Source organism: Pseudoalteromonas shioyasakiensis (genome assembly GCF_019134595.1).
Classification (GTDB): Bacteria; Pseudomonadota; Gammaproteobacteria; order Enterobacterales; family Alteromonadaceae; genus Pseudoalteromonas; species Pseudoalteromonas shioyasakiensis_A.
On record NZ_CP077770.1, the window covers coordinates 869,627 to 890,011 of the forward strand.

The 20,385-nt window shown below is 44.6% G+C and carries 14 protein-coding genes and 2 pseudogenes; 14 read left to right on the plus strand and 2 right to left on the minus strand.

Annotated elements, in window-relative coordinates:
* Positions 1-280 precede the first annotated feature (280 nt).
* A pseudogene (locus KQP93_RS04090) lies at positions 281-1,594 on the plus strand (DUF4158 domain-containing protein); the annotation flags it as partial.
* Positions 1,595-2,272: 678 nt separating this feature from the next.
* Here KQP93_RS04090 and KQP93_RS04095 read toward each other — a convergent pair.
* Positions 2,273-2,506, minus strand: a pseudogene (locus KQP93_RS04095) (Y-family DNA polymerase); the annotation flags it as partial.
* A 7-nt stretch (positions 2,507-2,513) separates the two neighbouring features.
* Positions 2,514-2,963, minus strand: a complete 450-nt coding sequence (gene umuD / locus KQP93_RS04100; RefSeq protein WP_217875982.1) for a translesion error-prone DNA polymerase V autoproteolytic subunit — start codon at positions 2,961-2,963, stop codon at positions 2,514-2,516.
* Between the two features lie 639 nt (positions 2,964-3,602).
* Between umuD and KQP93_RS04105 the strand changes: the two genes are divergently transcribed.
* The 13 genes from KQP93_RS04105 (at position 3,603) to KQP93_RS04165 (ending at position 20,371) form a co-directional block, all read left to right on the plus strand.
* A complete protein-coding gene (locus tag KQP93_RS04105; RefSeq protein WP_156846284.1) occupies positions 3,603-4,511 on the plus strand; it encodes a 3'-5' exonuclease in 909 nt (302 codons plus the stop codon).
* Between the two features lie 73 nt (positions 4,512-4,584).
* Positions 4,585-4,884: a hypothetical protein gene (locus KQP93_RS04110; protein ID WP_086597851.1), complete on the plus strand. Its 300-nt coding sequence runs from the start codon at positions 4,585-4,587 to the stop codon at positions 4,882-4,884.
* A gap of 318 nt (positions 4,885-5,202) precedes the next feature.
* On the plus strand, positions 5,203-6,156 hold the full coding sequence (locus KQP93_RS04115) for a WYL domain-containing protein (RefSeq protein ID WP_217875983.1): 954 nt from the start codon (positions 5,203-5,205) through the stop codon (positions 6,154-6,156).
* Positions 6,157-6,215: 59 nt separating this feature from the next.
* Positions 6,216-7,796, plus strand: coding sequence for a type I restriction-modification system subunit M (locus tag KQP93_RS04120; protein WP_217875984.1), 1,581 nt, complete (start codon positions 6,216-6,218; stop codon positions 7,794-7,796).
* Positions 7,793-9,025 carry a restriction endonuclease subunit S gene (locus tag KQP93_RS04125; RefSeq protein ID WP_217875985.1) on the plus strand — a complete coding sequence of 411 codons (1,233 nt, stop codon included), beginning with the start codon at positions 7,793-7,795 and terminating at the stop codon, positions 9,023-9,025. The genes KQP93_RS04120 and KQP93_RS04125 overlap by 4 nt, the downstream gene beginning before the upstream one ends.
* Before the next feature lies 1 nt (position 9,026).
* Positions 9,027-10,316 (plus strand): anticodon nuclease, encoded by a 1,290-nt coding sequence (locus tag KQP93_RS04130; protein ID WP_140591457.1) that lies wholly within the window; start codon positions 9,027-9,029, stop codon positions 10,314-10,316.
* Entirely contained in the window at positions 10,313-13,426 is a 3,114-nt protein-coding gene (locus KQP93_RS04135; protein ID WP_217875986.1) for an HsdR family type I site-specific deoxyribonuclease, read from the plus strand. The genes KQP93_RS04130 and KQP93_RS04135 overlap by 4 nt, the downstream gene beginning before the upstream one ends.
* A gap of 104 nt (positions 13,427-13,530) precedes the next feature.
* Positions 13,531-14,094, plus strand: coding sequence for a hypothetical protein (locus KQP93_RS04140; protein ID WP_032479280.1), 564 nt, complete (start codon positions 13,531-13,533; stop codon positions 14,092-14,094).
* A complete protein-coding gene (locus KQP93_RS04145) occupies positions 14,094-15,005 on the plus strand; it encodes a Kiwa anti-phage protein KwaB-like domain-containing protein (RefSeq protein WP_008305532.1) in 912 nt (303 codons plus the stop codon). Before KQP93_RS04140 ends, KQP93_RS04145 begins: the two co-directional genes overlap by 1 nt.
* Before the next feature lie 121 nt (positions 15,006-15,126).
* The gene (gene mobH / locus KQP93_RS04150) at positions 15,127-17,295 is read left to right on the plus strand and encodes a MobH family relaxase (protein WP_217875993.1); all 2,169 of its coding nucleotides are present in this window, start codon (positions 15,127-15,129) and stop codon (positions 17,293-17,295) included.
* Between the two features lie 48 nt (positions 17,296-17,343).
* A complete protein-coding gene (traD, locus tag KQP93_RS04155; RefSeq protein WP_217876001.1) occupies positions 17,344-19,179 on the plus strand; it encodes a conjugative transfer system coupling protein TraD in 1,836 nt (611 codons plus the stop codon).
* Positions 19,180-19,188: 9 nt separating this feature from the next.
* Positions 19,189-19,749, plus strand: coding sequence for a conjugative transfer protein (locus KQP93_RS04160; protein ID WP_217876002.1), 561 nt, complete (start codon positions 19,189-19,191; stop codon positions 19,747-19,749).
* The gene (locus KQP93_RS04165) at positions 19,736-20,371 is read left to right on the plus strand and encodes a DUF4400 domain-containing protein (protein WP_025611033.1); all 636 of its coding nucleotides are present in this window, start codon (positions 19,736-19,738) and stop codon (positions 20,369-20,371) included. The genes KQP93_RS04160 and KQP93_RS04165 overlap by 14 nt, the downstream gene beginning before the upstream one ends.
* The last annotated feature ends 14 nt before the right edge of the window (positions 20,372-20,385 follow it).

Genomic DNA, 20,385 nt, shown 5'->3' on the forward strand with positions numbered 1-20,385 from the left:
AAATATTGTTAAGCCTTTTCTGAGCATGGTATTTTTCATGGTATTACCAATTAGCAGGAAAATAAGCCATTGAATATAAAAGATAAAAATGTCTTGTTTACAATAGAGTGGGATACAGACACGCTTGATATGTTTGGAGATGGGGTTCTAGGGATTTTCCCCTCTAAAAAGACTTAATCCTCTGTAGACCACACCAATAAATGGCTGCGGAGGTGGGTTACTACTTATAAGTGTGGCAAATTAGGTAAATATCGTACATTTAATACGGAACAGCCCTGATATGGCCATCAAAAACGAAATTACTATTCTCACGAGAGCAGAACAGGCAGATCTTTATTCCCCACCCATTTTTTCAATCGAAGAACAACGTCTGTACTTTTCTCTGAACGATGCGGAATTGGCAGTTTTTCGGTCAATTCGTCTCAGAGCTCATAGATGTTACTTTGTCGCGATTTTGGGATACTTCAAATCAAAGCCCGTCATCCTAGATATCGCTTACTCGCAGGTTTCTAAGGATTTAATGTTCATCAGTAAAGAGCTGCTTGGCGGCAAGGGGCTCAGACCATTCACTCCCTCACAAAAACAAAAAGATCGACTCTACGCAAAAGTATTAGACCTTGCTGGTTATCACAAATGGGACGAAAGTCAGCACTTCAATTCTCTTTTCGACCACCTTGTTCAGGTGGGCAATGCCTGGCTGGAGCCGCGTTACCTCTTTGATACTGCTATTGAATTCCTAACCAGTCACAGCATTGCTATCCCTAGGTACACCGTACTCCAGAGACTGATAAGCAGAGCGATGCAGCAGGTCAGAAAAGACCTGGCGCACCAACTTAATCAACTCACCAGTCCTGAACTTCACGTCTTTCTGGACAGCATAACAGCCATTGATGACGGACTAAGCCTGAACCAGCTCAGAGGCGGTGCAAAAAGTCTGACCGTACCTGAACTTAAAAAAGAGCTTGCCCTTTATCATCAGTTAGCGCCATGGCGCACGCAAATCAATGGCGTTATCGATGGGCTTAATCTGTCTCTTAAAAATCGACAACACTTCGGTGAGCTCATCAACTATTACGGTAGTAAACTCAAACGATTCAAACGCGCACAGCAGCATCTATGGTTGCTATGTCACCTGACAGAGCGGATACAACTGGCACTGGAACGGTTAACTGATGGGTTCATTTACCATATCCGCAAGCAACAAGAAGCTGCCAACACCTTTGCACAACAAGCAGTGTTCCTGTCCTGGCAGTCAGCCGCGGACAATGTCACGAAAGCGGCAGAGTTACTGCATCTGTTTGTGGATGAGAACATTGATGATAATCAACCCTTCTCAGTAGTCAGACAACAGGCATTGAAGGTCATGAATGACAGGGATATCCAGACCCTCTGCCTTTACCTGAAAAAACAGAAACGGACCGTGGAAGAGTACCAGTGGCAACATTACGATGAACAATGCAATCTCCTGGAGCAACTGTTAAGGCAGGTGTTCTTGTGCCTTGAATGTGAGGCCGGTAAAGGCTCAGAAGCCGTCGTCGCCCAACTTCAACAGATGCAGACGGAAATCGCATTCGGTGGACCACTGAAGAGGCTGTACTTGGAGAACCACCGACTTTTCCAGTTTCATCCTTGGTATAAAGGTTTTCCAATAAATAGTCTCGATATCTCACGATTGGACTTTCCTCTACCTTCTCGGTGCAGTCATATATTGTTAACGGAGGTTTTTCATCAACCAGAAGGCCAGTCCTTGGGTGTGTATGTTCGGGGATTTCCGTGCTCAACCACCGATAGAAGCTCAATAACGCAACTGCATGGGATTGAATCGTCTTATCGGAGGATATATCTGGATCTGCCAACAAAGAGTGAAGATATAGATTCACTGGCACCACATTGATACCATCGGGGTCTATTAAAATTGGAAGTTTATGAGCAAATGGTTTTGAGTTGTCCCTAACGTCATGGATGATCTCGCCACTGTCAGGGTGTGGCCTACTTATAAATGAGGGATATTTCTCCGTACTAATCCACATAAGACAATAGTCAAAGCCGAAGTCATCTGGAAACGACCTATTTTGTTCAATCACATTAACACCTAAATCATCCGTTATTCACACTGCTAAGCCTTCCCCCAGGGGGTTACGCGTTCATACATCTACTTTTTCAAGATATTTCTTAACCAATAGTAAAAATTGTAACCACCCCTCATCTCGACGTCTAATTTATACAACCTGAAACATTACAACATGTGATGTCTAAAGTATTTCCCAACTGTAAGCGCATAGTTAGAGGAGAATGCCAAAATGCCATGGCGCTGCATTTCGGCTTTGATCTGAAAGACGGGTACGCCCATTTTAATACCGAGTAACTTAGCTTCACGCGAGCGTGCAACCACGCAGCCGTCATTGTTGGACAGCACCACAACCGGCGTATCTTTTAAATCAGGACGAAACAGCTTCTCACAACTGGCGTAAAAGTTGTTGCAGTCCACCAAGGCAAATACAGGCATGGGACAGTCACGACTTACGGCGCATGTTTCGCACCACATTGGTGACCACACCAAATATCTCTAACTCTGCCCCTTCAGGAATATGAATGGGCTCATACGCCTGGTTTCTTGGGAGCAGCATGACGCACGGCCTTAGTTGAAGCTCCTTTACCGTGAGTTCACCATGGATGCCAGCGATGACAATGTCACCGTGTTCGGCTTGGACAGAGCGATCAACCACCAAAATATCATCAGGGTGAATCCCGGCATCAATCATTGAATCACCTTCAACACGTACAAAGAACGTTGCAGCCGGTCGCTTGATGCAAAGCTCGTTAAGGTCGAGCGTTTGCTCAACATAATCCTGCGCTGGTGAGGGAAAACCAGCAGAAACACGTTCCATGAACAATGGGATACGAAGGCGCTTGGCTTTGATGAAGGCAAGTGCGCCGCTACGGCCTATCAGCGAGACACTCATGACGAACCTCGAAAAATTACAATTGATACTGTTTGTTTATACAGTATCTAATGCTATGCTGATTTCTACAAGTAAAATTGTAGGTAAACTGTAGTTGTTCGAGTAACACGTTGTGTCGTGGGTGATTTCTTTTTTGTGTTGAAAAGCTTGATATGGGGGATCGCTCGTCCTCGTCAAAGCCTGCAAGGCTTGGACAATACTGCTTCTGCCTACTGCTCTTGTTTCTGTTACTGCTCCTGTTACTGCTACTGGTTAACGCATGGGTCGAGTAACCGTCAGATAAGGCTTGTTGAACCCTTCGAAAAGGGTTTCAAAACAGTTAGTAAAATTCTGCTTCGTATTGAATTTACTGGCTTAAAGCGAAGTAAGGAGCATCATTAAAATGCTCAGTCGAACTCAGTTCAAGCCTTTTGCGACCGTTTGAAAAGGGGTTGGCTAAGCCATACGTAAAGGGTATCGGTAAGGGTTACCTAAAGGGTTTAGCTAAGGCTTTCTGAAAGGCTTAGCCAAAGCCTTCATACATGGGTTCAACCATTAGAAAGATTAAAAAAACGCTGAGGTATCCAAGGTGCATTTAGAAAAACCTGTGGCACAGTGAAATAACTCAAAGCGAACAATAGAATTGAAGAGGAACTATCAATGACAAGAGCCCCTGCGCCATTTCCGCTAGAGCGCCTCGCGGATATCCCAGAAAGACCAGAAGATTTTAGATTGCTGGAGCGTATTCCATTAACGCGTGAGCCGCAGTCCTGGCCACTTGAACTATCTCCTGTAGTAGGTGACGAACAGCCAATGGTGCTGCTCGATACAGAGACAACCGGACTGTCTGCCGATGATGAGTCCATTATTGAGCTTGGTATGGTTAAGGTGCTTTACAGCCCCTCTGCTCAGCGGATTGTGTCGATTGTTGATGTGATCAGCTTGTATGAAGAGCCCGGCAAGCCAATCCCCGAGCTGATTACCGACTTAACCGGTATCACCGATGATATGGTGCAAGGCCAGCACATTGATGATTCACTGGTAGCGAGTTGGTTATCCGATGATCCGCTGGTGGTTGCACACAATGCACAGTTTGATCGTCCTTTCTTTGAAAAGCGGTTTGCCGCATTAGGCCATCTATCTTGGGCCTGTTCAGCCAGTGGCATAGATTGGAAGGCGCTGGGTTTTGAAAGTCGAAAACTTGAGTACCTGCTGCTTCGCTTAGGTTGGTTTTATGAAGGACACCGAGCCGCAACCGATTGTTTGGCGATGGCCTGGTTGTTTCATTTGTTGCCCGAGTCCGTTGCAAACTTGTTGTCTGAAGCAGACAGGCGAACTGTGTTAGTTCGTGCGTTTGGTGCGCCATTTGACGTAAAGGACTATTTAAAAGAGCGTGGTTACCGCTGGCATGACGGTGTTAAAGGTGCCAACAAACATTGGTGGCGCGAAATCAGCGAAGACGAGTTGCCGCAGGAACAAACTTACCTGGATGATTTGTATCATCGTGGCTCAGAATATGCCCACTATGACTACAAAGATGCCCGCAATCGATTTAAAGCTTTGTCATAGCCCCTTGCATATTTGAAAACCCCTGGAAAATGGAAAGTGAACTCATAGTTTAACCAACAAGAGGAATCTTTCCATGTACCAAGACACCTACATTGAATACTGGGGCGAAATCTTCGTCTCTGCCCGCATCATTGAATTTGGCATCACGTTCGAGCGCTTTCTTAAAGATCCATGGAAGCATTTTATGTCCTGTGGCCAAGAGTCTGCCCCAGACGCGATTGCTGAAGGGATGCTGCCATTGCTACCAGCCCAGGCAGAAGTTGCTAGGCGTGTTCGAGAGAGTGAGCAACGAGCCCTGATCTCTACAGAGTCGGACAACGGGGTATCGCATCGCGGCAACATCGTGGTGCCACTGGTTCGGGTAGCGCATTGATAGCGGCTATCAGCATTGGCACAAAACAAGGTCTTCACGCTCATGACTCAGCGGCAATTGCAATCAAGATCAAAAAGTTGCCGCTTAGTCTTCCCTACAAAATAATTTGTGATAGGATGATACCTAATAAAATTAATTAGGTTGAAGCCTATTCAGTGTTTTATGGCCATCTGTCCAGCTTCAACCAGTAGAGATTGTTAAGTCATTGCGGATGAAGAGCAGCATTGAGTGATGCTTTTCAATGTGATTACGCGATGTCGGTCCTTACTTTATAAACAGAATTTTTAAGAAACTGGTTGAATTGGATAAACAAGACGCATGACAAATGATGGTCTGAAACAAACGGTAGCAGCGAGTTCACTCGCTCAAGAAGGCGCGAAAGGAAAGCCAGATAGGCTTTCGCAGATAGCGCAGTTGCCACAAGCAACCAGGGATCGCATTGCCCATATCGATTTCACCTTATTGTTTAAGGGAGAGGCGGTACGGGCAGATTTAGTCGATCGCTTCAGCATAGCGGCCGCACAAGCAACGAAAGACTTCACAATGTACCGAGAGCTTGCACCAGGCAACATTGAGTATGACCAAAAGCTCAAGTTGCATAAGCGTGGTGAAGCATTTGAATCCTTGTTCGACTACGACGTTGTGAGAACACTGGCAACCATTAGCCAAGGGTACGGTGATGGCTTCACTGGAAAGGTAAAACCACCCCTTGCTTGTGAAGCGCCTTATCACCTTAACAAACCGAGTTTATCGATAGTGGCGAAAGTCACCGAGGCCATACACAAAGGCAAAGCCTTGTGTATCACCTATGTATCGTTATCGAGCGGTGAAACCACGCGTGAAATTGTGCCGCATACGCTGGTGGACAATGGCCTGCGTTGGCATGTTCGTGGTTTTGACCGCAAGCATGGTGAGTTCCGTGACTTTGTACTGACCCGAATTAAAGCAGCGGTTGTGCTTGAAGACTCAAGGTTATCTGAAGCTGAGCTCGAAACCCAAGATCGGCAATGGAACCGCTTTGTAGAGCTAGAGTTAGTGCCGCACCCACGCATCGAGCACAGCGAAGCGATAGAGCTGGACTATGGCATGACGGGTGGCGTTCTAAAGGTTGAGATTAGGGCTGCAACCGCTGGGTATTTGCTTCGCCAATGGCATGTGGATTGTACCAAAGCACACAGCCTTCAAGGCACTGAATACCAACTTTGGTTAAAGAATACTCCGACACTCTACGGGGTCGGAAATTTGAATTTAGCTCCAGGGTTTAACGAATGATGTTCGACGACAGTGAACATTGCGTAACCAATAAACGAATTAAAAGCAGGAATTAATAGATGACAAGTTTACAACAACGTGCCGAACTTCAACGCCAAATATGGGCGATTGCTAACGATGTTCGAGGCTCAGTGGATGGTTGGGATTTTAAACAATATGTACTGGGTACGCTGTTCTACCGTTTTATCAGTGAAAACTTTGTCAACTACATCACAGGCGGAGATGAGAGCGTTAAATATGCTGCCATGTCTGACGATGACGAAAACATCAAGTTTGCTAAAGAAGATGCCATTAAAACCAAAGGCTATTTTCTTTACCCTAGCCAGTTGTTTAGCAATGTGGCGGCTAATGCGCATAAGAACGAAAATTTAAATACGGATTTGGCAGCAATTTTTGCTGCAATCGAAAACTCAGCCAATGGCTATGATTCAGAAAAAGACATCAAAGGCTTGTTTGCGGATTTTGATACCACCAGTAATCGTCTGGGTAATACGGTAGAGGCAAAAAACAAACGCCTGGCAGCCGTGTTAAAAGGCGTGGCAGGTTTAACCTTCGGTAATTTTGAAGACAACCAAATTGATTTATTTGGTGATGCCTATGAGTTCCTGATTTCAAACTATGCCGCCAATGCGGGTAAATCCGGTGGCGAATTTTTCACCCCCCAGCACGTTTCAAAATTGATCGCGCAGCTGGCCATGCACGGCCAAACCAGTGTGAATAAAATTTATGACCCTGCGGCGGGTTCGGGCTCGTTGCTGTTACAAGCTAAAAAGCACTTTGATGCGCATATCATTGAAGATGGCTTTTTTGGTCAAGAGCTCAACCACACCACCTATAACTTGGCGCGTATGAATATGTTTTTGCACAACATTAACTACGACAAGTTTAATATTCAGTTGGGTGATACCTTAACCGAACCGCACTTTTTAGATGACAAACCGTTTGATGCCATTGTCTCTAACCCGCCTTATTCAGTGAAATGGATTGGTAGCGACGACCCAACCCTAATCAACGATGACCGCTTTGCGCCCGCAGGTGTGCTTGCACCCAAATCAAAAGCCGACTTTGCCTTTGTGCTACATGCTCTAAGTTACCTATCAAGCAAAGGTCGCGCAGCCATTGTTTGCTTCCCAGGTATTTTTTACCGTGGTGGTGCTGAGCAAAAAATTCGCCAGTACTTGGTTGATAACAACTATGTCGAAACCGTGATTTCACTGGCACCTAACTTGTTTTTTGGCACCACCATTGCCGTGAATATATTGGTGCTGTCGAAACACAAAACTGACACCACCACCCAGTTTATTGATGCCAGCGGTTTGTTTAAAAAAGAAACCAATAACAACGTTTTAACGGACAACGACGACGAAAAAAATCCGGGTCATATACAGCAAATCATGAAAGTGTTTGCTAGCAAAGAAAACGTGGATCATTTTGCTAAATCGGTTGATTTGGATGTTATCGCAGGCAATAGCTACAACCTGTCGGTAAGTAGTTATGTGGAAGCGAAAGACAACCGCGAGCTAGTGGACATTACAGAGCTTAATGCAGAGCTTAAAACCACTGTCGCTAAAATTGATGCGCTTCGCAGTGATATTGACGCCATTGTAGCGGAAATTGAAGGTGAGGAGCTTGAAGCATGATTCAGTTGAACTATTTAGAGAAACTCTTGGGCGGTGTAGATGTTGAGTGGCTGCCATTAGGGAATTTAGCAGAAATTGGCACTGGTAAGTCAAATAGGCAAGATGAGACTGAAGATGGTGAATATCCATTCTATGTTCGTTCAAAAAATATATTGAGATCAAGTACTTTTCAATTTGATGAAAAAGCGATTGTAGTCCCAGGAGAAGGAGGGATCGGAGACATATTTCATTTTGTAGAAGGTAAATATGCTTTGCATCAAAGGGCCTATAGAATAAAGGCTACGAGTGATGTTCTAGATACAAAATTCCTGTACCACTTTATGTCTTCAAAATTTAAGCAATATATTTTGATGAAAAGTGTTGGCGCAACATCAATCTCAATAAGAAAGCCAATGCTAGAGGGATTTCAAATCCCCATTCCATGCCCTGATAACCCAGAAAAATCGCTGGCAATACAAGCAGAAATAGTACGCATTCTGGACGCATTTACCGCCATGACCGCCGAGCTGACCGCCGAGCTTAACCTACGGAAAAAACAATACAACTACTACCGCGACCAGTTGCTAAGTTTTGACCTGTCTGCCGATCAGGCAGGAGAGGGTGAAGTTGAGTGGAAGACGTTGGGTGATGTTACTAAAAAATGGTATTCAGGTGGAACACCTAAGGCCGGCAATCCAGAATTTTACGAATACGGTGATATACCATGGCTTAGAACTCAGGAAGTAAAGTTTGCTGATATTTTCGACACAGATGTAAAAGTAACTCCAGCTGCTTTGCAAAACTCATCAGCCAAATGGATACCTGAAAATTGCGTGATAATTGCTATTTCTGGAGCAACTGCTGGTAGATCTGGAGTAAATAAGATTCCTCTAACAACTAATCAGCACTGTGGATGTTTGGAAATCGACGATAAAAAAGCTCTATACAGATACGTCTTTCATTGGGTTAGTTTCAATTATGAAAACATAAAAGCTCTAGGACAAGGTGCAAGAGGAGATCTAAATTCGACAATCATTAAGAACTTTAAGTTACCTGTTCCTTATGCAAATGATCCTGCGAAATCATTGGCCGAGCAGGCGCGAATTGTAGCGATATTGGATAAATTCGATACCTTAACAACTTCGCTGCAAGAAGGTCTCCCCCGCGAAATTGAGTTACGCCAAAAGCAATACGAGTATTATCGTGATCTGTTGTTGAGCTTCCCGAAATCTGAAGAGGCAGTTGCTTAATATGGGTAAGGAACTAAAGGACATAGCTAACGACTTAATCAGCAAGAATAAAAAGGTACAGTTGATCTATGCCTTTAATGGCACAGGTAAAACGCGTTTATCACGAGCTTTTAAGGAGGAAATTGTTCCTTCTACACAAAACAATGATAGTGAAGAAGATGGTGAGAAAACTCGTGATAAGTTTCTGTACTACAACGCCTTTACGGAAGACCTGTTTTATTGGGATAACGATTTAAAAGTAGATTCAAGGCCAAAGTTAAAAATACAACCAAATACTTTTACGGGTTGGTTGATAGACTTGTTAAAAGAGTTGGGCGAAGACGGCAACATCGCTACAAACTTTCAACGTTATACGGGTAGCAAAGCTACTCCAATATTCAATGAAAAATACAAAGCTAAAATTGATGAAAAGGAAGTAACGATACCTGCGTTTTCTGAGGTCACTTTTCAAGTCGCCGCAAATGAACCTGTCAACTATGAGCCAGGTACTGCCGCGACTGATGGTGTCGAAAATGTCGTTCAGGGTAAATACGAAGTAATAAAAATTTCAAAAGGTGAGGAAAGTAACTTTGTATGGAGTGTTATGTACACTCTTTTACAACAAGTTGTTTCCACCCTTAATGAGCCAGATGTTACTAATAGAATTACTGATAAGTTTGATGCTTTAGAATACGTATTTATTGATGATCCAGTGAGTTCATTGGATGATAGTCATTTAATTGAATTAGCGGTTGATTTAGCAGGTTTGATCAAGTCTAGTACGTCAGACTTAAAATTTATCATAACAACGCATAGTCCCCTTTTTTATAATGTGCTCTGCAATGAGCTCAATAATAAGGCTTATCAAAAGCAGGCCGATGGTACTTTCAAACCAATCTATAAGCCAAATAAGGAATTTCAAAAATACCGATTAGAAAAGCTGGCTGATGGTGATTTTGAACTACCTGAACAACCGACAGACTCGCCGTTTTCTTATCACTTATTCCTTCTAAATGAGCTTCAGAAAGCCATTAATGACAGACAAATCAGAAAGTATCATTTTAGTCTTCTGAGAAATGTTCTTGAGAAAATGGCCACTTTCCTAGGTTATAACTATTGGCCTGCACTTCTTCAAAAATCTCAAGACGGAAAGCCAGATCCATTCGCCAATAGAATCCTTAATTTATCCAGCCACTCTGCTCATGCTGGCGACGAGATCTCGGATCTAGAAGATAAAGACAAGGATAAATTAGAAACCTTGGTTGGTTACTTAATAAACACTTATGGATTCAAGAAGCAGGAATTACAATGACCAACTATAAAAGTATTGCAGAATCGAATAACTTTATTGTTTTAGATAAATATACACGACAAGACCAAATTGCTGAGGGCTACCAGAGCGAAAGTGATTTAGAGCGTGAACTGATTCAGGACCTAAGCAACCAAGGCTATGAGTATTTACCTGCGCTAACGACGCCAGACGCCATGCTGGCGAATGTACGCAAGCAGCTACAAGCCCTTAATAAGGTCGAGTTAACTGATGCCGAGTGGACTCGCTTTTGCGAGCAGTATCTGAACACACCCAGCGACAATATTCTCGACAAAACCCGCAAGGTGCACAGTGACTATATCTTCGATTTTGTCTTTGATGATGGCCATATAGAAAACATCTACCTGTTCGACAAGAAAACCATTGCGCGTAACAAAGTGCAGGTGATCAAGCAGTTTGAGCAAACGGGAAGCCATGCCAATCGGTACGATGTGACGATTTTGGTCAATGGTTTGCCTTTGGTGCAAATTGAACTGAAAAAGCGTGGTGTGGCGATCCGTGAGGCGTTTAACCAAATACATCGCTACAGCAAAGAAAGTTTTAATGCAGAGAACTCGTTGTACAAGTTCTTGCAGTTGTTTGTGATCTCGAATGGCACCGACACGCGCTATTTTGCCAATACCACTAAGCGCGACAAAAACAGCTTCGACTTCACGATGAACTGGGCGAAGTCAGACAATACGCTGATCAAGGATTTAAAAGACTTTACCGCCACTTTTTTCCAGAAAGAGACCTTACTTGAAGTGATCTTGCGTTACTCGGTATTTGATGTCAGCAATACCTTACTTGTAATGCGCCCCTACCAGATTGCGGCCACTGAGCGCATTTTATGGAAGATAAAGAGCGCGTTTAACGCTAAGAATTGGAGCAACACCGAGAGCGGCGGGTACATTTGGCACACCACGGGTTCAGGAAAAACACTCACTAGCTTTAAAGCGGCACGTTTGGCCACCGATTTAGACTGTATCGATAAAGTCTTTTTTGTGGTGGACCGAAAAGACCTCGACTATCAGACCATGAAAGAGTACCAGCGGTTCTCACCTGATAGTGTGAACGGTTCAGACAGTACCGCAGGGCTAAAAAGCAACCTGGATAAAGACGATAACAAGATTGTTGTTACCACAATCCAAAAGCTCAACAACTTAATCAAAAGTGAAAGCGATTTAGCTATCTACAACAAGCAGGTTGTCTTTATTTTTGATGAGTGTCATCGAAGCCAGTTCGGTGAAGCGCAGAAAAACCTGAAAAAGAAATTCAAAAAGTACTACCAGTTTGGCTTTACTGGTACGCCAATTTTCCCTGAAAACGCCTTGGGTGCTGAAACCACGGGCAGCGTGTTTGGCCAGCAGTTGCACACTTATGTGATCACTGACGCCATTCGTGATGAAAAAGTACTCAAGTTCAAAGTGGACTATAACGATGTTCGTCCTCAATTTAAGAGCATTGAGACTGAGCAGGATGATAAGAAGCTCAGTGCGGCGGAGAACAAGAAAGCTTTCTTACATCCAATGCGCATTCGTGAAATCTCGCAGTATATTCTGAACCATTTTAACCAGAAAACGCATCGAGCCTATTCTGGTGCCAAAGGGTTTAACGCCATGTTTGCGGTCAGTAGTGTTGATGCAGCGAAAGCGTACTATGAAACCTTTAAAACATTGCAGGCCGAGGCCGAAAATGGACCTACAAGTAAACCTCTGCGTATTGCGACTATCTTCTCATTTGCTGCCAATGAAGAGCAGGACGCCATTGGTGATATTTTAGATGAGAGTTTTGAAGTCAGTGCCATGAACAGCAGCGCAAAAGAGTTTTTGAGCGCCGCGATTAACGATTACAACGCCATGTTTAAATCTAACTATGGCGTGGACAGTAATGGTTTTCAGAATTATTACCGTGACCTTGCCCAGCGAGTTAAGAATCAAGAAATTGATCTACTCATAGTGGTCGGTATGTTTTTAACGGGCTTTGATGCGCCTACGCTTAACACCTTGTTTGTTGATAAGAATTTGCGCTATCACGGCTTGATGCAGGCGTTTTCTCGAACTAACCGCATTTATGATGCGACTAAGACCTTTGGCAATATTGTTACCTTCCGGGACTTAGAGCAGGCAACCATTGATGCCATCACCTTGTTTGGTGACAAAAACACCAAAAACGTGGTGTTGGAGAAGAGCTACAAAGAATACATGGAAGGCTTTAACGATATTGCTACTGGCCAAGCGCGTCGAGGTTTTGTTGATATCGTAAAAGAGCTGCAAGAACGTTTTCCAAACCCAGAAAATATTGAAAAAGAACAAGATAAAAAAGAATTTGCCAAGCTGTTTGGTGAATACCTAAAAGCAGAAAATATTTTACAAAACTACGATGAGTTTGCTGGATTAAAAGCGCTGCAAAGCTTAGATACCAGTGATGAACAAGCTGTTGAAGAGTTCAAGTCAAAGTACTATCTGGACGATGCTGACATCGAGGCAATGCAAACCATCGATATGCCAAGCGAGCGTGCTATTCAAGATTATCGCTCTACCTACAACGATACCCGCGACTGGTTGCGACGCGATAAAGAAGGTCAGGACAAAGATAAGTCAACGGTAGACTGGGACGATGTGGTCTTTGAAATTGATTTGCTTAAATCCCAAGAAATAAACCTCGATTACATTCTTGAACTGATTTTTGATCACAATAAGAAGAACAAGAGCAAAGAAGGCTTGATTGAAGAAGTTCGTCGTATGATCCGCGGTAGCCTTGGCAATAGAGCGAAAGAGAGCTTGGTGGTTGATTTTATTAATCAGACAAACCTAGATGAGATCAATGACAAGGCCAGCATTATCGACGCTTTCTTCAAATTCGCCCAGGCGGAGCAGAAGCGCGAAGCCGATGCCATTATTGCCTCTGAAAAGCTCAATATCGATGCTGCCAAACGCTATATTGCGTCATCACTCAAACGTGAGTACGCCTCTGAAAATGGCACAGCACTGAATGAGGCGCTGCCCAAACTTAGCCCATTGAACCCACAGTACCGAACCCAGAAGCAAACGGTTTTTCAGAAAATTGCCGCTTTTGTTGAAAAATTCAAAGGTGTGGGTGGGCAGATATAAAAAATGACGATCTATTTAAGCGCCGCTCGCTTGCTCGATGATATAGATTTTACAGAATCTATTCTTTTGGTGAGTAGCGTTTATTTAGGTTTAAGGGTGGTTTTATGACAGGAAATAATGAAGGTTTGTCGCTAGCTAGACTACTAATGGTCTTGAGCAGTATGTCCCCACTATTCATTCTTTGGGCAATTAAGGGGTGGGGAATAAAAGGTATTTCGGAAGTATATTTTCTTTCTTTCTGCCTTTTTTTTATTACGGTGCCAAATTTATTCTTGTGGTTCCGCGTAAGATTAGTAAAAAAAAGAAAAGATCGGCGAGAATTGACCGCTGGCGATTGTGAGGATCACAGAGATCATCTACTTGTTTACCTTTTTGCTATGTTACTTCCTTTCTATAGTGTCAATATCGATAGTATTAGAGACTTAGCGGGTCATGTGGCGGCAATAACGTTCATTGTATTTCTGTTTTGGCATCTGAATATGCATTATATGAACATTTTTTGGGCCATGAAGGGGTTCAGGGTATATACGTTGAAACCTGATACAGAAAATAACTCTATTAGTGGCAGAATTCCTGTCGTATTAATCACAAAGCGCTCTCATATTGTCAAAGGAGAGAAAATTTCAGCTTACAGGCTTAGCCAAACGGTATTTTTAGAGGATGAATAATGCCTATTAACTTTGATTTTGAAAATGTAAATATAACTGAGTTTGGTCTTGGTCTGGATAGTCCCAATCGAGGTTTTGTGTTTGTTCCTGTTGATGAAGTCGTACAGAAGTCATTAGTTGAAATGGTTAGTTTTACAAAGACACAGATGCAGGATAAGGCGAGCAGTATGGCTACGTATCAGCCATCAGAAAAATATGCGTCTATTGAATATCTTACCTTTTCAATCAATGACCCATTGGTACAAGAGCTTAAAACTCTTCATGAGTCCGAAAATGTACCAGAAGATTGCAGTGCTTTTGACAATATCAATCAATGTTTCGCGTACTTTGTAAAGCTCACTGATAACAACCAACAGAGAATAACAGCTGTACGTCGTTCAACTCAGTTTAAAACTTTAATAAAGAAAAGGCATAGGCTGGTTCAGTATGTTGATAATACTTTAAAGTCGTTAGAGGAAACTGTTTTTAAATTGGATAATGACTTCGATTTTATTATTCAGAATGATTTAATACACATTCTCCGCCCTAGTGGCCTAGAGTTTACAGCTCAACTTCAGAAGGCAATTATGGATGCAGTTCCAGCCAACATTGCGAGTATTGCGAGTGAAATTGATTTCGTTAACTTTGATAGTATATCTCAGTATGCGCAAAACCACCCGAGAGCTGCAAGATATATTGCTTCCATTAAATCCCAATCAGAAGCAATAAACATCAGTCAAGATAAACTAGAACGTTACTGCGAAAAGACTAATGTTGTTACAAATATAGTTGATGGGAAGATTAACTTAGACAGCTCGCAGATTATGGGATTTTTGGAAGTCCTAGACAGGCGTCGATACGAAATAGATCTAAAAGACGATGGAGAGTCGGAAGTTTATAGAGCGCCGAGCAGAAGCCGAGTAACTAGTTAGTTTACAAAGTCAGCGGCATTGTTAACCAAAATATCTGTGTGTCAATAGATCTGGATTTCTTTTATCTAATTCACCGCCGGTGATTTTATGAACCTTCACACTATCGTGTTGGAGGTTCACTATGTTCAAAAACCTATTTTTTCAAACCAAAGCACTACCAGAGCTGTCATCTCAACCAGAGCTGTCATCTCAACTGGAAACAGACATTCCACGCTACCCCCCATTTCTCAAGGGGTTACCAGCTGCATCACCCGAGGATTTGCAGTCCACACAAGACGAGCTAATTGCCAAACTGCGCCAGGTACTTGGCTTTAACCAGCGTGATTTTCAACGGTTGATTCAGCCCTGCATTGATCATCTGGCGGCCTATGTTCACTTGCTGCCAGCGTCTGAGCATCATCATCACAGTGGCGCTGGTGGTTTATTACGTCACTCGTTGGAAGTTGCTTTCTGGGCGGCACAAGCAGCTGAAGGGATCATCTTTGTTGCCAGTGGCACACCGGTTGAGAAAAAAGAGCTAGAGCCAAGGTGGCGTGTTGCGGCGGCATTAGGCGGTTTGTTCCATGATATTGGTAAGCCCGTTTCAGACTTGTCCATCACTGACGAAGATGGACGCTATCAGTGGAACCCTTTTTTAGAAACATTATCCCAGTGGACCACAAATAGCAGCATTGAACGCTATTTCATTCGCTGGCGCGACGGACGGTGCAAGCGGCACGAGCAATTTTCAATTCTGGTGTTAAACCGGGTGATGACACCAGAGTTGCTCGCCTGGTTAACCCAGCCAGGCCCTGAGATTTTGCAAGCCATGCTGGAGGCAATTGGCAATACCGATCCCGAGCATGTCCTGTCTAAATTGGTCATTGAAGCCGACCAAACCAGTGTCCAGCGAGACCTGAAAGCTCAACGAATTTCCGTTGACGACAATGCCCTTGGTGTCCCAGTCGAACGCTATCTACTTGATGCCATGAGGCGATTACTTGCCAGTTCCCAGTGGTTAGTCAATCAGCGAGATGCCAGAGTTTGGATACGAAAATCGAATCAATCAACCCATCTTTACCTGGTTTGGAAAAGCGCGGCTAAGGACATCATTGAGCTGTTGGCCAAAGACAAGATACCTGGCATTCCAAGAGATCCCGATACCCTTGCGGACATCCTTATTGAGCGAGGATTGGCCACTAAATCCGCCTCGAATGAGCGATATGAAAGCCTTGCCCCTGAAGTGCTGATCAAAGACGACAAGCCAATCTGGTTAGCTATGCTACATATAGTTGAGGCCGATTTATTGTTCAGCTCGAATGTACCAAGTAGCGTGAGACTGTTTAGCAAATCTGAGTGGGAAGCAACACAGCAAACACAAGCAGAGCCACAGAGTCGCTCCAGTGAGCAGCCAGGCTTGCCTGACGCGTCATCATCAATCGAACACGGCAATTCGTCTGAGTCGCCATCGACAAACTCGTCCGAACAAGATGATGAACTTCGTCTTGCCAGTGATGTTAATCACCTTCAGGCAACTGAAAACGTTCCAGGTGATGGATGTGAAAAGCCTAACAACTCATATGATGGCGCTATCTCAAATAACGTAAACCAGCACGATGCAGAAGCATTGAATCTGCCTGAATCTTTGGCATGGCTCCCAGAGGCCAGTAGTGCGTTGGTTATGGTTGATGAACAGATACTGATCCGCTATCCCGATGCCGTAAGACATTGGTGTGCTCCCCGAAAACTGCTTGCTGAACTCAGTCGATTAGATTGGCTTGAATTAGATCCCGCAAACCCGACTCGTAAGGCCAGAACTGTGACTACGAATGATGGCGTTCAGGAGCAAGGGTTACTTCTGAAGGTATCGATTTCTAAAAGGCTAATTGCACTGATAGACATCTCCAAACAAGACACAGAACCGGCGACAGCAATTCAGAACGAAGAGGCTTTACAGCGTCCGAGTCGAACTAAGACAACTAATGCCCAAGTAAAAGAGCCCGCCACAAGAGCGGAGCGTAAGCAAAAGCCGATTGGGCCCAATGCGAACTCAAGTACAGACCTCAAACACGCGCAGCGGCAACAGATGGTTAATTTTGTGAAAGATTTGCCCATCTTACTGACCGATGGCGATTACCCAGACGTGGATCATAGTGCCGATGGTATTCGCGTCACGATTCAAACCTTACGCCAAGTCGCCAAGGAGCATGGCATTCCAGCCGGGCAATTGCTTCGGGGGATCTCGGCCAGTGACCAATGCCAGTTTGATGAGGGGGAAACGGTTCTGTTTACCGCTCACGCTGAACGTTAATCCATTTGAAATGAATCGGATTGCAAACGGTTATTTTGCGGAGCATGAATGAAAGAAAATGCATATGAGATGCCCTGGCGCACGAACTATGAAGCCATGGCAGCAGCAGGTTGGCTGGTTGGGGCAACTGGGGCAATTGCCGCAGAAATGCTGACAGAGTTACCACCTGAGCCATTTTGGTGGATGACAGGGATTTCCTCGGGCATGGCGTTGTATCGCCTGCCTGAGGCTTACCGTCTTTATAAGTTGCAGAAGGGGCTAAAAGGCAAACCTTTGGCTTTTATGGAGCTGTCGCATTTGCAAAAGGTGATGGCAAAACATCCTGATGAATTGTGGTTAGGATATGGCTTTGAGTGGGATCAACGTCATGCTCAACGCGCTTATGAAATCTTAAAGCGGGATAAGCAAACCTTGCTTAACCAAGGTCACGCCTCTTATCGAAAGAATAGCCAAATGGGTTCGACCTGGATTCATGGTGTTGAGCCCAAAGAAGAAGATGTTTACCAGCCAGTTGGTCACACTGAGGGGCATACCTTAATTGTCGGAACGACCGGTGCCGGAAAAACCCGATGCTTTGATGCGATGATCACTCAGGCCATTTTACGCAATGAAGCCGTGATTATTATTGACCCCAAGGGAGACAAGGAACTTAAGGATAATGCGCAGCGAGCCTGTATTGCCGCCGGTAGTCCTGAGCGCTTTGTGTATTTTCATCCGGGTTTTCCTGAGCATTCAGTACGTCTTAATCCCCTTAGAAACTTTAATCGGGGTACTGAAATCGCCAGCCGAATTGCGGCATTAATCCCATCTGAAACCGGTGCTGATCCATTTAAAGCCTTTGGCCAAATGGCACTGAATAACATAGTGCAAGGTTTGTTGCTTACGTCACAACGTCCTGATCTGAAAACACTGAGACGATTCTTGGAAGGCGGTCCAGAAGGTTTGGTAGTAAAAGCCGTCACGGCTTGGGGTGAGCAGGTGTATCCGAACTTTAGTGTGGAGATCAAGCGCTTTACCGAAAAAGCCAACACATTAGCTAAACAAGCTATGGCGATGCTGCTTTTTTACTACGAACGCATTCAGCCCGTTGCCGCCAATACCGATTTGGAAGGCCTTTTGAGTATGTTTGAGCATGACAGAACCCACTATTCCAAGATGGTGGCCTCATTGATGCCGGTGCTCAATATGCTCACATCAAGTGACCTTGGCCCACTGCTATCACCGATTGCAAACGATGTGGATGACAGCCGGATAATTACGGATTCTGGCCGTATTATCAACAATGCCCAAGTGGCGTATATCGGCTTGGATTCATTGACCGACGCCATGGTTGGCAGCGCCATTGGTTCGTTGCTTTTATCCGATCTCACCGCCGTGGCCGGTGACCGCTATAACTATGGTGTTGAAAATCGTCCCGTAAATATCTTCATCGATGAGGCGGCTGAAGTCGTCAACGATCCCTTCATTCAACTGCTCAACAAAGGCCGTGGCGCAAAAATGCGTTGTGTGATTGCTACTCAGACCTTTGCTGACTTTGCAGCTCGTACAGGCAGTGAAGCTAAGGCTCGCCAGGTGTTAGGTAACATCAACAACCTGATAGCTCTTCGGGTGATGGATGCCGAAACTCAGCAGTACATTACTGACAATCTGCCAAAGACTCGGTTGCAGTACATCATGCAAACTCAAGGTATGTCGTCCAACTCGGACAGCCCCGCGTTATTTACCGGCAATCATGGCGAACGCTTGATGGAGGAAGAAGGCGATATGTTTCCACCGCAGTTATTAGGCCAGCTTCCCAACCTGGAGTACATCGCCAAGCTTTCAGGTGGCCGCGTGATCAAAGGTCGAATTCCTATTTTAACCAGCTCTACACAGGCAGCATAAGGAGTCTGTATGCATCATTCTGTCTGTCTGAAAATGACAACACTTACCAGTAAAGAAATGCTCGCTCAGTGGCAGCAACATAACCCCCAGTTCAAGGAAACCTTAAGACTGCTTGAAACCGACTGGCCTCATGCTTTGGCCTCGGTGTATTGCTTGGCGGACTACTTAACGGATGCGTTCACGTTAGATGGCCATTCCATCTTTGATTTGTGTCTGTGTAATGGCTTGGGCAGTTATGAAGAAGTCAGTTGTGATGATGACAGTGTACGCCTGTGGCATTTCATTGAGGCACTGACCTGGACTGCCGCCAGTGCTTTAACGGGGATTCGCCTGCGTGATCCTGACCATTTCGAGTGGGCCGCCGTAGATGGTGTGTATTTCCACACCTGGATTCGTAATCGTCCAAATCGAATGGGGTATCTGGCTGAAGGACGCATCGATGTGCGTTATGTCAGTGGTCATACGACGACAAAGCGGCTTCAACAAGTGATTAAAGCCCGGATTATGACGCCAACCGTTGCAGCCATGCTGGCGCGAGTAGAAGAGGATGTTTGGCATGAGCAAGCATAAGTCGGTTTGGCTGCTGTGTCTGGCACTGATGCTGGAGATTATTGCCATTGGCGTGTTAGTGCCCGGTGATTGGACTGGCCGGGTTATTAATAAAGAGAAGCAGATGATTCAAAACCAATTGGGCGCACAAACAAGCTATTGGATTGGTCAAACTAGCCATGGCTGGTATCAGTCATGGATTGTGGATACACAGATGGAGCAATCTGTGCGTGATTTTCTAATCCCCACTGAAGAGCAACGACTGCGCTCTAAAGGGATGGAGAACATGGGAGGCTTTTGGTTTGTGTGGGTAGAAGACCGTATTCAGGCATTTTTTGATGTGTTGTACCAAGTGTTCACTCGATTTGCTTTGCTGATGGTCTGGTTGCCCTTTGCGCTTATTCTCATGTTACCGGCGTTGTGGGACGGCTTGATGACCTGGAAGATTAAGAAGACAACCTTTGATTTTTCGAGCCCAATCATTCACCGCTACAGCATGATTATCCTGGGCTCAGGTGTCATTTTGCTGTTTATGGGATTGTTCGCCCCGCTGGCTATTCCACCGGTGGTGTTACCGTCGCTGATCATCGGTTTGGCATTGATGGCGGGGTTGGCGTTAAGTCACTTGCAGAAGAAGATATGAGGCCAGTTGGGCCT

Excerpts from the sequence above, each read along its gene's own strand:
- KQP93_RS04165 (WP_025611033.1), top strand. The coding sequence starts at position 19,736 with ATGAGCAAGCATAAGTCGGTTTGGCTGCTGTGTCTGGCACTGATGCTG.
- KQP93_RS04110 (WP_086597851.1), top strand. The coding sequence starts at position 4,585 with ATGTACCAAGACACCTACATTGAATACTGGGGCGAAATCTTCGTCTCT.
- KQP93_RS04130 (WP_140591457.1), top strand. The coding sequence starts at position 9,027 with ATGGGTAAGGAACTAAAGGACATAGCTAACGACTTAATCAGCAAGAAT.
- KQP93_RS04115 (WP_217875983.1), top strand. The coding sequence starts at position 5,203 with ATGACAAATGATGGTCTGAAACAAACGGTAGCAGCGAGTTCACTCGCT.
- KQP93_RS04120 (WP_217875984.1), top strand. The coding sequence starts at position 6,216 with ATGACAAGTTTACAACAACGTGCCGAACTTCAACGCCAAATATGGGCG.
- KQP93_RS04145 (WP_008305532.1), top strand. The coding sequence starts at position 14,094 with ATGCCTATTAACTTTGATTTTGAAAATGTAAATATAACTGAGTTTGGT.
- KQP93_RS04105 (WP_156846284.1), top strand. The coding sequence starts at position 3,603 with ATGACAAGAGCCCCTGCGCCATTTCCGCTAGAGCGCCTCGCGGATATC.
- mobH (WP_217875993.1), top strand. The coding sequence starts at position 15,127 with ATGTTCAAAAACCTATTTTTTCAAACCAAAGCACTACCAGAGCTGTCA.
- KQP93_RS04125 (WP_217875985.1), top strand. The coding sequence starts at position 7,793 with ATGATTCAGTTGAACTATTTAGAGAAACTCTTGGGCGGTGTAGATGTT.
- KQP93_RS04160 (WP_217876002.1), top strand. The coding sequence starts at position 19,189 with ATGCATCATTCTGTCTGTCTGAAAATGACAACACTTACCAGTAAAGAA.
- KQP93_RS04140 (WP_032479280.1), top strand. The coding sequence starts at position 13,531 with ATGACAGGAAATAATGAAGGTTTGTCGCTAGCTAGACTACTAATGGTC.
- traD (WP_217876001.1), top strand. The coding sequence starts at position 17,344 with ATGAAAGAAAATGCATATGAGATGCCCTGGCGCACGAACTATGAAGCC.
- umuD (WP_217875982.1), bottom strand. The coding sequence starts at position 2,963 with ATGAGTGTCTCGCTGATAGGCCGTAGCGGCGCACTTGCCTTCATCAAA.
- KQP93_RS04135 (WP_217875986.1), top strand. The coding sequence starts at position 10,313 with ATGACCAACTATAAAAGTATTGCAGAATCGAATAACTTTATTGTTTTA.